The following is a 13,439-nucleotide window of genomic DNA, read 5'->3' on the forward strand; positions in this document are numbered from 1 at the left end:
CTTGTCCAGACTCACAGACTTGACTTCCTTCGCTGATTATTATTTATCACGCGTTATAAATAATAGGCAAGGCCGCATCAAACCGAACGTCGTCGTGGCCTGGCTGTGCCTTGCCGTCACCCTAGCAGCCGGATCCCCATGCAAAACCAACTGACCCTCAGCGAGCGCGCCTTTCGGACCGTGATCTTCCTCCTTGGCCTGGTGGCCCTGTGGACGGGCGCCAATGTCGCCCTGGGCGGCATCGCCACACTGGGGCTGCAAGGGCCGACCGACTTCGTCGCCGCCATCCACGCCGACGCCTATGCGGCCCACGACAGTCACGTCCGGTTTCTGGGTGGGCTGTGGCTGGGGGTGGGGCTGCTCTTTCTGGCCGGCGCCTGGAACCTGCGGCCGCTCAAGCCGGCCATTCAGACCGCGCTGGTTCTGACGATCATCGGCGGGCTGGCGCGGTTCAGCGCCCTCCGGTTCGACGTCCAGTTCGGGCCCGACATTCTGGGCTCCTTTCTGGCCGAGGTGATCCTGATGCCGCTTCTGCTCTGGTGGAGCACGCGGATCGCCCGTTCCTGATTGTGAGGTCTGGGCGGCTGGCTGTTCTGGCGACCTGCTGCCACAGTCGATCTTGAAATGACCCCAGTCGCGCCGTTGCAAAGCCGCGTTCGCCCACCAATCTAAGACTCGACGCGGACAACCCGGCTCCCCCCCCGGCCGGCCCCGGCGTCCCTAAAAGCGCAACGCTCGTGCTCCCCCGGCACGGGCGTTGTTTGCGTTCAGCCTACCTTGATCCCCGTCATCGAGATCGCTGCGAAGACGTCGTCGGTGAAGAAACTGACGGGCTCGCCCGCAGCCTGCGCGCCCAGCACATAGAGCAGCGGCAGATAGTGTTCAGCGCTGTTGATCGAGATCTCGGCGTCGGGACCCAGGCCCTGCCAGTCGATCAGCGGGTCGTGGTCGCCCGAGGCGATCAGGGCCTTGGCGGTATCGTTGAAGCGCTTGGCCCATTCTGGCGCTTCGGGTCGGCGGAAGTCGGCGGCGCGCAGGTTGTGGACGATGTCGCCGCTGCCCATCAGCAGCACGCCCTCGTCGCGCAGGACCGCCAGGCGACGGCCGGCCTCATAGTGCCAGCGGTTGGAGCGGCCGCGATCCAGGCTGATCTGCACCACCGGAATATCGGCGTCCGGATACATCGGTCGCAGCACCCCCCAGGCGCCGTGGTCGAGGCCGCGCGTGGGATGCTGGACCACGGGGTCGGGCGCTAGCAGCGCGCCGATGCGCGCGGCCAGGGCCGGATCGCCCGGCGCGCGGTATTGCACGTCGAACAGGGCCTGCGGAAAGCCGCCGAAATCGTGGATGGTCTCGGGCGCCGCCGAGGCGCTGACGGCGGTGGCGCGCTGCGTCTCCCAGTGGGCGCTGACCATGGCGATGGCGCGCGGGCGAGGCAGGTCGCGGCCCATCTGGCCCCAGGCGCGGCTCCAGGCGTTGTCCTCGATGGCGTTCATCGGCGAGCCGTGGCCGACGAACAGGACGGGCATGCGGGTCATGGTGACGTCTTTCGGAAACAGTATAAGTTACAGATAGGCGTCATGCCGTCTCGCCGCAAGATGACGCGACGCGATGGCTTTTCCCGCGCGGCCGGCTTTGTTAAGGCCAAGGGGTGTCCAGTTCCGCTTCGCCCCCCGACCTGTCCGCTCCGGTAGTGACCCCGGTGATGGCCCGCGCCCGTCGCGCCGTGCGGGGTGGGGCCCTCGACTTCCTGCGCTTTCTCGCCTCGCTGCTGATCGTGCTCTACCACTACGGGGCCGAGAGCCCGATGCGGATCGAGCGCTTCCACCAGGTGTTCTCGCGCGGCTTCCTGGCCACCGACTTCTTCCTGATCCTGTCGGGCTATGTGCTGGGCCGGGCCTATGGCGCCTCGACCCTGTCGGGGAAGATTACGCCGGCCCGGTTCTGGGTGCGTCGCGCCGCCCGGGTCTGGCCGGGGCACCTGATGGTGCTGGCGGCCATGGCGGTGCTGGTGCTGGTCCTCAACGCCATCGGCACCGACGCCCACAAGCCCAGCCGCTTCGCCTGGGACCAGCTGCCGGTCCAGGCCCTGCTGATCCACGCCTGGGGCGTGCCCAGCGACGGCTGGAACCTGCCCAGCTGGTCGCTGTCGGCCCTGATCGTCTGCTACGCGATCTTCCCGTTCATGTGGCGGGCGGCCGACAAGGTGCGCCACGCGATGATCCTGCCGCTGGTGGGCGCGGCCATCATCATCGCCTTCGAACTGATCGCCCGCTTCGGCTTTGACCAGGCCCTGGCCGACCTGCGGTTCCAGTTCGGGGTCGTGCGGGCCCTGCCGCTGTTCATTCTGGGCGTGTGCCTGGCCCGCGCCGTCGAGATGGACTGGCCGTCGGAAAAGGCGGCCCGGGCGCTGCTGTATGGCGGCGTCGTGGTGCTGGTGGGGTGGCAGGCCCTGGATCGCTACGCCCTGCCCAATGTGCTGTGGTTCGACCTGCCCAGCCTGGCCGCCATCGGCTGCATCATCCTGGGCGCCGGCCGTTTGCCGGTGCAGCGACCCAGCGCCTGGATCGAGGAGGGGGCCAAGCTGTCCTTCGCCCTGTTCATCACCCACATCTTCGTCGGGGTGATCTACTGGAGCGCCATCCACAAGCTGATCGACACCGTGCCGATCGGCATCGGCTGGCAGTGGCTGATGTGGCTGGCCGGCTTCCCCCTGGCCTATGGCGCGGCGTGGCTGTTCCACACCTATGTGGATCAGCCGGTGCAGGACCGGCTGGCGCCGTGGCTGAGGCGCTAGGACGTCTCGCCAATGTCATCCGGTCGCGCTAACACCCCTGACATGACCCGACACATCCCGCTCCAAGGCGTCGAGAACCTCCGCGACTATGGCGACTACGCCGCTGGTCTTGGCCGACTGAAGAAGGGCGTGCTGTATCGCGCCGCCCACCAGGCCGAAGCCACCGACGCTGACCTGGACGCCCTGGCGGCCCTGAACATCGTCACCCTGGTGGACCTGCGCCGTCCCAACGAGCGCGAGCGGTCGCCGTCGCGGCGCTGGAGCGGCTTTTCCGCCGAGGTGATCGACAACGAACTGGGCGCGACCGGCCCCGATCCCTGGCATGAGTTTCTGAAGGGTTCCGACCTCTCCGAAGGCTCGATCCAGGCCTATATGGTCGAGTACTATCAGCGGGCGCCGTTCAAGGAACGCCATCTGGACCTTTTCTCGCGCTACTTCAGGGCGCTGGCGCAGGCCCGGGGACCGGTGCTGATCCACTGCGCCGCCGGCAAGGACCGCACGGGCATACTGGCGGCCCTGACCCATCATGTGGCCGGCGTGTCGGACGATGACGTCATCGACGACTATCTGCTGACCAATGACCCCGCCCGTTTCGAGCGCCGCGGCCCCAAGTTCATGGAAATCATCCACGAGATGACCGGCCGCACACCCACCGAGGCGGCCATACGCGCCGCCATGGGCGTCGAGGCCCAGTACCTGGCCGCCGCCTTCGCCGCGATGAAGGACCAGCACGGCTCGCTGGACGGCTACCTGGAACAGGCCGTGGGTCTGGACGCCGAAATGCGCGAGGCCGTGCGGGCGCATATCCTGATCTAAAGTCGCCCGTGACAAACGCCCGTTTAACCGCCACGCTCCCGTAGAAGCGCCGCATCAGACGGCGTTCGTACCGGGGTAGGGCATGAGTGATGTGGCGGGCGTGTCGGCGGGCGGCAAACCGGGGGGTCTGTCAAAAGGCGCGCTCAGCTGGATCTTCCATCAGGGGTCGCGCGACGCCTATGTCGTCCTGATCACCATCTACATCTTCGCGCCCTATTTCTCGCGGGTGCTGGTCGGCGATCCGGTCAAGGGTCAGGCGACCGTGGCTGACATCGCCACCGCGACGGGTTTGCTGACGGCGGTTACCGCCCCCCTGCTGGGGGCCTCGATCGAGCGCTTTGGGCCCCGCAAGCCGTTCCTGATCGGCATACTGGCGATCATGCTGCCGCTGCTGGTGCTGTTGTGGTTCGCCCAGCCGAACGACGGGCCGTCCGTGGCCCTGATCGGCTTTGTCCTGATCGTGCTGGGCCTGTCCTATAACTGGGGCGACGTGCTCAACAATTCGCTGCTGTCGCGGGCCGCCGAGCCGGGGCAGGAGCCGCTGGTGTCGGGGCTGGGCTATGCCATGGCCAACGGCCTGTCGGTGAGCCTGCTGATCTTCATGATGTGGGCCTTTGTGCTGCCCGGGGCGGTGGACTGGCCCGGTGTGCCGGCCGCGCCACTGTTTGGCCTGCCGACCGATAACAACGAGCCGGCCCGGCTGTCGGGACCGATGGCGGCCGGGGTGATGCTGCTGGGGGCGATCCCGTTCCTGCTGTGGACCCGCGATGCGCCGCGCACCGGCCTGTCGATGGCGGCCAGCCTGCGCCACGGCGCGCGATTGCTGGTCGACACCCTGAGCAACCTCAAGGGCCACAAGGACGTTGCGACATTCCTGGCGACCCGGATGCTGTACTGCGACGGCATGACGGCGCTGCTGGTGTTCAGTGGTTTGTTCGCCGCCGGTCTGATGGGCTGGGGCGCGCTGGAGATGCTGGCCTATGGCATTTGCCTGTCGATCTTCGGCGTGCTGGGCGGCTTCCTGGCGCCGTGGCTGGACAGGACCCTGGGACCGCGCCGCGCGGTGCAGCTGGAAATCTTCGGCTGCCTGATCGTGCTGATCGCCGCCCTGGGCATGGGCCGCGACAGGATCCTCTATTTCTGGAGCTTTGATCCCGCCGCCCATGCGCCGCTGTGGAACGGGCCGCTGTTTCGCACCCTGCCCGAGGTTCTGTATCTGGGCCTGGGCCTGCTGATCGCGGTGTTCGTCACCGCGCAGTACGCCTCGAGCCGCACCCTGCTGGTGCGCCTGGCGCCGCCTGACCGCATCGCCGCCTTCTTTGGTTTGTTCGCCCTTTCGGGCACGGCGACGGTGTGGCTGGGCTCGCTGCTGGTGGCCCTGGCGACCCGGGTCTTCCAGAGCCAGGTAGCGGGCTTCGTGCCGATCGTCGGCCTGTTGCTGCTGGGCGCGCTGGGCCTGTTCCTCGTCAAGGGCGGCGAGCGCGAGGCTTAAATCTAGATCCTCCCCCTCCGGGGGAGGTGGCCCGGAGGGCCGGAGGGGGCAGCGCGGCCGATGCCGAGATGGCCCCCTCAGTCGCTCCGCGACAGCTCCCCCAAAGGGGGAGCATCTGCTAAATCCCCAGCCATGTACCGCGTCGCTCTCCTAACCGCCCCCTGGCGCGAGCCGGTCCGGGCCCTGCAGCCGTTTCGGGACGAGCCGCACGCCTGCGCCCTGCTGTCGGGCGGCGGCGAGCGGTGGTCGTATCTGCTGCGCGCGCCCGAGGCGGTGCTGACCCTGGACGCCGCCGATCCTCGCGACCCGTTCGAGGCCCTGAGCGCCCTGATCGGTCCGCGCCTGCCCGTCGATCCCGAAGGTCCGCCGTTCCAGGGCGGGGTGGTGGGTCTGGGAACCTACGAGCTGGGCGACAGGGTTGAGCGCCTGGGGCTTGGCCGCACCGGCTGGCCGGACCTGGCCTGCGCCCGCTACAGCGCCCTGCTGGCCTTCGACCATCAGGCGCTCCGTGTTGTCGCCGTCGGGCGGGGCGACACCGACGCGCAGGCCGGCGAGCGGGCGAGGGCGGCGCTGACCTGGCTGGACGCGGCCGTCGATGCGCGGCCGCCGGTCGAGGGGCCGCTGTGCGCGGCCCTGACCGCCACCGACGGCAAAGCCTATGAAGCCGCTGTCGCGGATGTGGTGGCCCGCATCCATGGCGGCGAAATCTTTCAGGCCAATATTGCCCGCGCCTGGACCGGACGGCTGGCGGACGGCGTTGATCCGTTCGACCTTCTGGCCCGCCTGCGCGCCCAGAGCCCGGCGCCGTTCTCGGCCTATTGGCGGCTGGAGGGCAGGGCGCTGGTCTCCAATTCGCCCGAACGGTTTCTGAAGGTGTCGGGCGCGGACGGCGGCATAGAGACCAAGCCGATCAAGGGCACCCGGCGGCGCGGCGCGACGCCGGCCGAGGATGCGGTGATGATCGCCGAGCTGTCGGCCAGCGCCAAGGATCGGGCCGAGAATCTGATGATCGTGGACCTGATGCGCAACGATCTGGCCCGGGTCAGCCCGCCCGGCAGCGTGAAGGTCCCTGCGCTGTTCGGGGTCGAGACCTTCGTCAATGTGCACCACCTGGTCTCGACGGTGACCGGGCGCCTGGCCCCGGGCCTCAGCGTCGCCGACCTGTTGCGGGCCACCTTCCCGCCGGGCTCGATCACCGGCGCGCCCAAGGTCCAGGCGATGAAGGTCATCGCCCAGCTGGAGCCGCCGCGCGGCCCCTATTGCGGCTCGCTGTTCTGGGCGGGGTTCGACGGCAGCTTCGATTCCAGCGTGCTGATCAGGACCGTGGGGCTGGAGCGCGACAGCGAGGGCTGGACGTTCCAGGCGCGGGCGGGGGCGGGGATCGTCGCCGACAGTGATCCGCAGGCCGAACGCCTGGAAACCGAAACCAAGATCGCCGCCCTCAAGCGCGCCCTGACTGAGCCCATGACGGAGATGACTCGATGATCCCGCTGGACGATCGCGGCCTGCTGCTGGGCGATGGCCTGTTCGAGACCATGCTGGCGCTGGACGGCGCGATCCCGATGATCGAGGCGCATCTGGACCGTCTGGCGGCCGGCTGCGTGGCGCTGGGTCTGCCGGACCTGGATCGCGAGATGGCGCGGGCCCTGAGCCTTGCCGCGCCGCCGCCCACGGGCCGGGCCGCCGTGCGCCTGACCGTGACGGCCGGCTCCGGGGGGCGAGGCCTGGATCGACCGGAGCAGGTCGTCCCGCGCCTGAGGGCGACCGCCGCCCTGTCTGCGCCCATCGAAACGCCCGCGACCCTGATCATCGCCCAGACCCGCCGCAATGAGGGCTCGCCGGCCTCGCGGCTCAAGACCCTGGCCTATCTCGACAATGTGCTGGCCCGCGCCCAGGCCCGTTCGGCGGGGGCCGACGAGGCGGTGATGCTGAACAATGCCGGCCATCTGGCCTGCGCGGCGGCGGCCAACCTGTTCTGGATCGAGGGCGAGCGACTGCTGACCCCGGCCCTGGCGTGCGGCGTGCTGGCCGGAATCACCCGGGCGCGTGTGCTGGCCGCGGCAAGGTCGTGGGAGATCGAGGCGCTGGAGATCGCCGCCGACGGCGCGCGACTGGCGGGCGCCGATGGGGTCTTCCTCACCAACAGCCTGATCGGTGTGCGGCCGGTCTCGCGGCTGGACGGGCGGATCTTCGCGCCGCATCCGCTGGCCGAGCGGCTCAGGGCCGTCTTCTTCTCACCCGCATAGCGGGGCAGGAAAAGCGTCAGTTGACCCGCAGCACGGTCTCGCTCTTGCGAGGCCGCAGATAGAAGGTGCGGTAGAAGTTCAGGGTTGAGGGCAGGATGAACTTGATCGGCGAGGTGTAGCCATAGCTGGCCTTGGCCATGATCACGCTCTGGCTGGCGGGCAGCACGCCGACCGGGATTACGGTAGAGCCCAGCACCGCGCCCTGGGCCGGGCAGTTGGCGTGGCTGTTGTGGTTCTCCGACCAGGCGACCGTGTCCTTGCCCGTCGCGTCAGAGGTGATGCTGACCAGACACATGCGCAGGCTCGTCGTCGGGAACGGCGCCATGATCGTGTTGCCGATCGTGAAGATGTCATTCTTGCGAGCGTCGTTCAGCTGGGCGCTCTGGGCCACAAGGTCGCCGATCGACGAGGCGATGTTGCTGAGGCGTCGCTGGGCCATCATGGACTGGGTCAGCTCGGCCATGCCGCAATAGAAGATCACCAGCACCGGCGCTATCAGGGCGAACTCGACGGCCGAGACGCCGCGGCGGTCGCGCCAGAAGTCCTTCAGACGCCTTTGGGGCCGGGGGGTCAGTTGATCGGGCATATGACCGTCGCGGCCGGAGTGTCGGAATAGGGCTCGTTCGAAAAGGCCGTCGCGGCCGTCAGCATGCGCTTGCCGTTTGAGGTCTGCAGACCGGTCTGCAGCAGGGGCGTGACCAGGGGCCAGTTGTAATAGGCGCGGATCAGGACGATCGAGCCCGGGCCGCCCGGATCCCAGCAGGGCGTGTTTGGCTTGGCGGTGTTCAGCACCACGCCCGAGGCCGAGAAGCCGCTGAAGGTGCGCACGTCCAGGCTCAGGGCGGTGCTGCAGGCCGAGCCCAGCCAACTCATCTCGGTGCAGACGGCGGTCTTGAAGGCGGCGGCGGTTCGGCCGGCCGTCTGGACCTCGCCGGTGCGGATGGAGCGGCCGACGTCGATCACGGCGTTTTCCAGGGTGATCGAGACCAGGAACACCAGTCCCAATTCGATGGTCGCGAAGATCAGCAGCAGAAAGGGAATGGAGACGAAGGCGAACTCGACCGTCACCGCGCCGCGGCGCGCGCGCGCGAACAGCCTCGCCCTGGCGCGGGCCCTGGCCAGCAGACCGGCGCAACCTTGGAGGCGTTTGAGGCGGGCGACAGGCGCCATACGCTTGGGGTCCGTTTCGAAGCCGCCCGAGGCGACGGTCAGGGCAGTCTAGGCTTCCCGCCCCTAATCAGTCGTTTAGACGCGCCCTCACGTGCGCGCGGGACTCTTCTTAGGGGACGCTGACTGCGGAGGTGGGCGCAACACGGGTGCATTGCACGCCGCAGGCATAGGTCCCGACATTGGCGGCGCCGCGATAGACGGTGACGCCGGCGCTGCTGTCGGAGACAATCACCTGGCGGTCGGCCAGAGAGCGGCCGGCGGCGTCGAAGGCCATCACGGTGGTGACGCCGGCCCGTTTGCCGAGGATCACCAGGGTGCGTTCGTTGATGACGCTGACATCGGCGACCAGCGGATCGCCGACAACCACGTCGCGCACAGCGCCAGACAGACCGATGCGGGCGATCTCACCGGCGGGAACCGAGAGACTTTCAGCACGCGCCGAGGCGCCCGCGAGGGCGAAGACAGCGGCGAGAGCGAGCGAAAGGCGGCGCATGACGGTTCCAGTTCGATATCCGAGCCCGGTGAGACTGACTTTGAATGGTCAACAAAAGACTAAATCCACCCCCTCCGCGACAACGTGACCGTTTGCGAAACCGTTGATTCAAAAGGCTTTGCGTCTGGATTTGATCGGTGTGGTTAAGAGTAAGTAATAGTAAATGCAAATAAACCAAAAGAAAAACAGCGGAAACTATTCCCACGTTTACTGGCCATTAAGTGAGGTTGGCGAAATTGATCGTGTTTTCGGGGGTGAGCAAGTCAACACGGCTTGAAGACCTCAAAATCAACCAACGATGATTTAGGAGATCAAGTCATGTCGAAGTTCTTCACCCGCTTCCTGAACGACGAATCCGGCGCCACGGCCATCGAGTATGGTCTGATCGTTGCTCTGATCGCCGTTGTGATCGTGACCGCCGTCACGACCCTGGGCACCAACCTGAAGACCACGTTCACGAACGTCGGCACCAAGGTCAGCACGGCCAACTCGGCTAGCTAAGACCTGGCTTCAGGCCTCGAAAAAAGAAGGGTCGGAACCTGGGTTCCGGCCCTTTTTCTTTGTCTATTTTCCGAATGAGAAAGTACATTTCTCGGAAAAATGCCGTTCTTTGAATACAATTGGTTTACCCAATTGGTGCATTCTCTACATCACAAGTTTCAACACTGGAGATTTAAACATGACCAGCTTCATCAAGACTTTCCTGAACGACGAATCCGGCGCCACGGCCATTGAATATGGTCTGATCGTCGCCCTGATCGCCGTTGTGATCGTGACCGCCGTCACGACCCTGGGCACCAATCTGAAGACCACGTTCACGAACGTCGGCACCAAGGTCAGCACGGCCAACTCGGCCAGCTAAAGGCGCGCTGGCCCAAACGGGCCGACGTACTGCCTCGGAAACGGGAAGGCCGCGACGGTTTCGTCGCGGCCTTTTCCGCATTTGGGGGAAACCATTGCTTCACCTGATCGTCCCAGAATGGGCCATCAAACAAGGCGCCTTGCGATGCACGCTATCCAGATCCCGCTGCTGCTGATCTTTCCGGCCCTGGTCATCGTGGCCGCGCTCAAGGACGTCACCAGCTATACTATTCCCAACTGGATCTCGCTGGCCCTGCTCGTGGCCTTCGTCCCTGCCGCAGTCGTCAGCGGCGCGTCCCTGCCGGCCATCGGACTTTGCCTGGCGACAGGGTTCGGCGCGCTGCTGCTGGGAATGGGCATGTTCGCGGCCGGCTGGATCGGCGGCGGCGACGCCAAGCTGTTCGCGGCCAGCGCCCTGTGGATCGGCTGGCCGGCGGCCTTCCCCTTCATGCTGTCGACAGGTCTGGCGGGCGGCGCCCTGACCATGGCCATCCTGGCCCTGCGCTCTGGCTGGCTGGAGCCTGTGCTGGCCGGCAGTCCGTCGTGGCTGCGCAAGCTGGGCGCGCAGGGTGGCGACATTCCCTATGGCGTGGCCATCGCGGTCGGCGCCCTGGCGACTTTCCCGCAAGGCGCCCTGGCCAGCGCCATTCTCGGCTGAGCCACCGGGCGCCCGGGACCCGTTCCGCGTCAGCCTGTCACAGCGGGCATATCGACTCGGAGAGCCAAAACTTTAGCCGGTGTTAACCATGCGCGGGCGACCATGGGGTTGGCCAGAAAGGCTGTCTGACGAATCGTGCGCGCAGTCCTGAAGGGCGGCAGCTCGCGAAACCTCGCTTCTCGTCGCGAAAGCCTGTGACCGCGCAATGAATCCTGTTCGCCTCCTGATCGTCCTGGTCGCCGCCATCTCGGCCATCGGCCTGGCCGTGGTGATGCAGCGCGCGCTGGGTGGAAAGCCCGCCGCCGCGCCCTCGGCCATTGCCGCGCCGGTCGCGGGCAAGCCCATGACCCAGGTCCTGGTCGCCAAGCGCGACCTGGCCATCGGCGCGCGACTGACCGGCGAAGACGTCACCTGGCAGGCTTGGCCGACCGAGGCCGTCAATGCCGCCTTCATCACCAACGGCGCCGCCCTGCCCAACCCCGAGGGTGCGGACAAGGCCAGGGCCGCCGTCACCAATGCCGCCAATGACATGATCGGCGGCGTCGACCCGGCCAAGGCCGTCGAGGGCGCGATCGTGCGCGACCCGATCCTGACCGGCGAACCCATCACCCCCCGCAAGATCGTCCGGGGCGGCGACGGCGGCTATCTTTCAGTCGTGCTGTCGCCCGGCAAGCGCGCCATGGCCGTGCCCGTCACCTCCGAGACCGCCGTCGGCGGCTTCATCCTGCCCGGCGACCGGGTGGATGTCCTGCAGACCCGCGACACCCTTTCCCCGGATGCTGATGGCGGCGCCGGCAAGGTGACGATCGCCGAGACCATCCTGCAGAACGTCCGCGTTCTGGCCCTGGACCAGAGCACCGCAGCCGAGAAGGACGCCAAGTCCATCGTCGCGGCCACCGCCACCATCGAGGTCAGCCCCACTGACGCCGAGGCCCTGACCCGGGCCAAGGCGACAGGCCCTGTGACCCTGGCCCTGCGCGCCTATACCGATCTGGGCGGCCCTTCGGGCGTCGTCGGGGGTGTCGCGCGCAAGGCTCCGGAGGACTCGGTGATCCGCATCAACCGTGGCGGCCAGACCACCAACACTTCGGTGCGCCCATGAGCCGCTCCCCCATGATTCGTCGGGTTCTGACCGCGCACATCGCCGGGCTTCTGGCCCTGAGTTCGACCACCTCCGTGCTGGCCGACGGTCCTGTCGGCGGCTCGCACACCTATCGGCCCGCGCCGCGCGTGGTTCGCCCGCGCCCGGTCGTCGCCGTCGCCCCGATCGCGCCGCCTGCCGCCGAGCAGGTGCTGAGCATCGACCTGACCGCCGGGGCCGGCGCCCGGGTGCTGGACCTGCCGCTGGGCAAGTCGGCCATCATCGAGCTGCCGGTCGACGTGCGCGACATGCTGGTCACCAATCCGCTGGTGGCCGATGCGGTTCTGCGCAGCCCGCGCCGGATCTATGTGCTGGGCATGACCTCGGGCGCGACCGACGCGGTGTTCTTCGACGCTGCGGGCCGCAAGATCCTGCAGCTGAACATCCGCGTCGCCCAGGACATCAGCCTGCTGTCCTCGACCCTGCGCACCGTCCTGCCCATGGGCTCGGTGCAGGTCGTTCCGCTGAAGGACAGCGTCATTCTCACCGGCGTGGTGATGAACGCCGCCGACTCCGAGAAGGCCTCGCGGATCGCCGCCCAGTTCGTGGCCTCTCCGGAAAAGGTGCTGAACATGCTCAGCATCGCCGGCAAGGACCAGGTGATGCTGGAAGTGCGCATCGTCGAGGTGCAGCGCAACGTCATCAAGCAGCTGGGCGTGTCATCCAGCGCCCTCTTCAACGACGGCGTCAGGACCTATGGTCTGGGACGCGACAATACCTTCGGCGTCAACGGCGCACTGATGGGCGGCGCCGACCTTTGCGCCGGCTACAACAACGCCCGCACGACCAACGTCAGCAACAACAACACCCAGAACAGCCAGAACGGGGTCACCTCGGCGACCACGGGCTCGACGTCCAACAACACGTCGAACTCGGTCTCGACCTCGACCGTGACCCTGATCGACGTCAACGGAAACCCGGTCACGATCGCCGCCGACAGCGTCGGTTCGATCACGCGGACCAACGCGGTTAACAGCGCGGTCAATTCGGGCACGAACAGCGGCACATCCAACGCCCTGACCAACCTGATCAGCAATGTCGCCACGACGGCCTACAAGACGGCCACGGGCAGCAACACCAATGCCTGTCTGCAGGCCTTCGAGCGCGTGGGTCTGATCCGGACCCTGGCCGAGCCCAACCTGACCGTGCTGTCGGGCGAGGCGGGAAAGTTCCTGGCGGGCGGCGAGTTCCCGGTCCCCACCGGCCAGGACGCCACCGGCAAGATCACCATCGAATTCAAGCCCTACGGCGTGGGCCTGGGCTACGTCCCGGTCGTGCTGTCGGGCGGCCGCATCTCGCTGAAGCTGTCGACCGAGGTTTCCGAGCTCTCCAGCCTGGGCGCCTTCTCGGTGTCCAGCGGTTCGGGCTCCAGCGTGCTGACCGTGCCAGGCCTGATGGTTCGCCGGGCCGAGACGACGGTCGAGCTGCCCTCGGGCGGCTCGATGATGATCGCCGGCCTGCTGCAGCAGACCACCAAGCAAACCATCGACTCCCTGCCGGGCCTGACCTCGATGCCGGTTCTCGGCTCGCTGTTCCGCTCGCGCGACTATCTGAACGGCGAAACCGAGCTGGTGATCATCATCACCCCCTACATCGTCGATCCCACCCGGCCCCAGAACCTGCAGACCCCGGCCGACGGCCTGAGGTTCGCGGGCGACATGAGCACGACCCTGCTGGGGCGGCTCAACCAGGTGGTCAAGGCGCCGGCCGGCGCCAATGCGGGGCGCGCCTATCAGGGCCCCGTCGGCTATGTGATCGAGTGAGG

General features: G+C 67.3%; 15 protein-coding genes. 11 read left to right on the top strand and 4 right to left on the bottom strand.

Features of this window, described 5'->3' with window-relative positions; genetic code table 11:
* Nucleotides 1–138 precede the first annotated feature (138 nt).
* Nucleotides 139–567: a DUF4345 family protein gene (locus ACN2C7_RS04555; RefSeq protein ID WP_419320117.1), complete on the top strand. Its 429-nt coding sequence runs from the start codon at nucleotides 139–141 to the stop codon at nucleotides 565–567.
* A 200-nt stretch (nucleotides 568–767) separates the two neighbouring features.
* Here the strand turns inward: ACN2C7_RS04555 and ygiD are convergent, their stop codons facing one another.
* The gene (ygiD, locus tag ACN2C7_RS04560; RefSeq protein ID WP_419320118.1) at nucleotides 768–1,538 is read right to left on the bottom strand and encodes a 4,5-DOPA dioxygenase extradiol; all 771 of its coding nucleotides are present in this window, start codon (nucleotides 1,536–1,538) and stop codon (nucleotides 768–770) included.
* Nucleotides 1,539–1,705: 167 nt separating this feature from the next.
* On the opposite strand from ygiD, the gene ACN2C7_RS04565 reads away from it, so the two are divergent.
* The 5 genes from ACN2C7_RS04565 (at nucleotide 1,706) to ACN2C7_RS04585 (ending at nucleotide 7,351) form a co-directional block, all read left to right on the top strand.
* Nucleotides 1,706–2,797: an acyltransferase family protein gene (locus tag ACN2C7_RS04565; protein ID WP_419321404.1), complete on the top strand. Its 1,092-nt coding sequence runs from the start codon at nucleotides 1,706–1,708 to the stop codon at nucleotides 2,795–2,797.
* A 42-nt stretch (nucleotides 2,798–2,839) separates the two neighbouring features.
* A complete protein-coding gene (locus ACN2C7_RS04570) occupies nucleotides 2,840–3,613 on the top strand; it encodes a tyrosine-protein phosphatase (protein ID WP_419320119.1) in 774 nt (257 codons plus the stop codon).
* A gap of 82 nt (nucleotides 3,614–3,695) precedes the next feature.
* Nucleotides 3,696–5,105 carry an MFS transporter gene (locus tag ACN2C7_RS04575; protein WP_419320120.1) on the top strand — a complete coding sequence of 470 codons (1,410 nt, stop codon included), beginning with the start codon at nucleotides 3,696–3,698 and terminating at the stop codon, nucleotides 5,103–5,105.
* A gap of 60 nt (nucleotides 5,106–5,165) precedes the next feature.
* The gene (pabB, locus tag ACN2C7_RS04580; RefSeq protein ID WP_419320122.1) at nucleotides 5,166–6,590 is read left to right on the top strand and encodes an aminodeoxychorismate synthase, component I; all 1,425 of its coding nucleotides are present in this window, start codon (nucleotides 5,166–5,168) and stop codon (nucleotides 6,588–6,590) included.
* Entirely contained in the window at nucleotides 6,587–7,351 is a 765-nt protein-coding gene (locus tag ACN2C7_RS04585) for an aminotransferase class IV (RefSeq protein WP_419320123.1), read from the top strand. The genes pabB and ACN2C7_RS04585 overlap by 4 nt, the downstream gene beginning before the upstream one ends.
* A gap of 16 nt (nucleotides 7,352–7,367) precedes the next feature.
* On the opposite strand, the gene ACN2C7_RS04590 is transcribed toward ACN2C7_RS04585, so the two are convergent.
* The 3 genes from ACN2C7_RS04590 to ACN2C7_RS04600 form a co-directional block, all read right to left on the bottom strand.
* Nucleotides 7,368–7,937, bottom strand: a complete 570-nt coding sequence (locus ACN2C7_RS04590; protein WP_419320124.1) for a TadE/TadG family type IV pilus assembly protein — start codon at nucleotides 7,935–7,937, stop codon at nucleotides 7,368–7,370.
* On the bottom strand, nucleotides 7,922–8,521 hold the full coding sequence (locus ACN2C7_RS04595; RefSeq protein ID WP_419320125.1) for a TadE/TadG family type IV pilus assembly protein: 600 nt from the start codon (nucleotides 8,519–8,521) through the stop codon (nucleotides 7,922–7,924). Before ACN2C7_RS04595 ends, ACN2C7_RS04590 begins: the two co-directional genes overlap by 16 nt.
* A 109-nt stretch (nucleotides 8,522–8,630) precedes the next feature.
* On the bottom strand, nucleotides 8,631–9,014 hold the full coding sequence (locus ACN2C7_RS04600; protein ID WP_419320126.1) for a pilus assembly protein N-terminal domain-containing protein: 384 nt from the start codon (nucleotides 9,012–9,014) through the stop codon (nucleotides 8,631–8,633).
* Nucleotides 9,015–9,332: 318 nt separating this feature from the next.
* Between ACN2C7_RS04600 and ACN2C7_RS04605 the strand changes: the two genes are divergently transcribed.
* From ACN2C7_RS04605 to ACN2C7_RS04625, 5 genes are all read left to right on the top strand, one after another.
* A complete protein-coding gene (locus tag ACN2C7_RS04605; RefSeq protein ID WP_419320127.1) occupies nucleotides 9,333–9,515 on the top strand; it encodes a Flp family type IVb pilin in 183 nt (60 codons plus the stop codon).
* 178 nt (nucleotides 9,516–9,693) lie between these two features.
* Nucleotides 9,694–9,876 carry a Flp family type IVb pilin gene (locus ACN2C7_RS04610; RefSeq protein WP_419254288.1) on the top strand — a complete coding sequence of 61 codons (183 nt, stop codon included), beginning with the start codon at nucleotides 9,694–9,696 and terminating at the stop codon, nucleotides 9,874–9,876.
* A gap of 144 nt (nucleotides 9,877–10,020) precedes the next feature.
* Nucleotides 10,021–10,533 (top strand): A24 family peptidase, encoded by a 513-nt coding sequence (locus ACN2C7_RS04615; protein ID WP_419320128.1) that lies wholly within the window; start codon nucleotides 10,021–10,023, stop codon nucleotides 10,531–10,533.
* Nucleotides 10,534–10,738: 205 nt separating this feature from the next.
* Entirely contained in the window at nucleotides 10,739–11,635 is an 897-nt protein-coding gene (gene cpaB / locus ACN2C7_RS04620; protein WP_419320129.1) for a Flp pilus assembly protein CpaB, read from the top strand.
* Nucleotides 11,636–11,646: 11 nt separating this feature from the next.
* Nucleotides 11,647–13,437 carry a type II and III secretion system protein family protein gene (locus ACN2C7_RS04625; RefSeq protein WP_419320130.1) on the top strand — a complete coding sequence of 597 codons (1,791 nt, stop codon included), beginning with the start codon at nucleotides 11,647–11,649 and terminating at the stop codon, nucleotides 13,435–13,437.
* The last annotated feature ends 2 nt before the right edge of the window (nucleotides 13,438–13,439 follow it).

The organism is Caulobacter sp. ErkDOM-E (assembly GCF_048541895.1).
Lineage (GTDB): Bacteria > Pseudomonadota > Alphaproteobacteria > Caulobacterales > Caulobacteraceae > Caulobacter.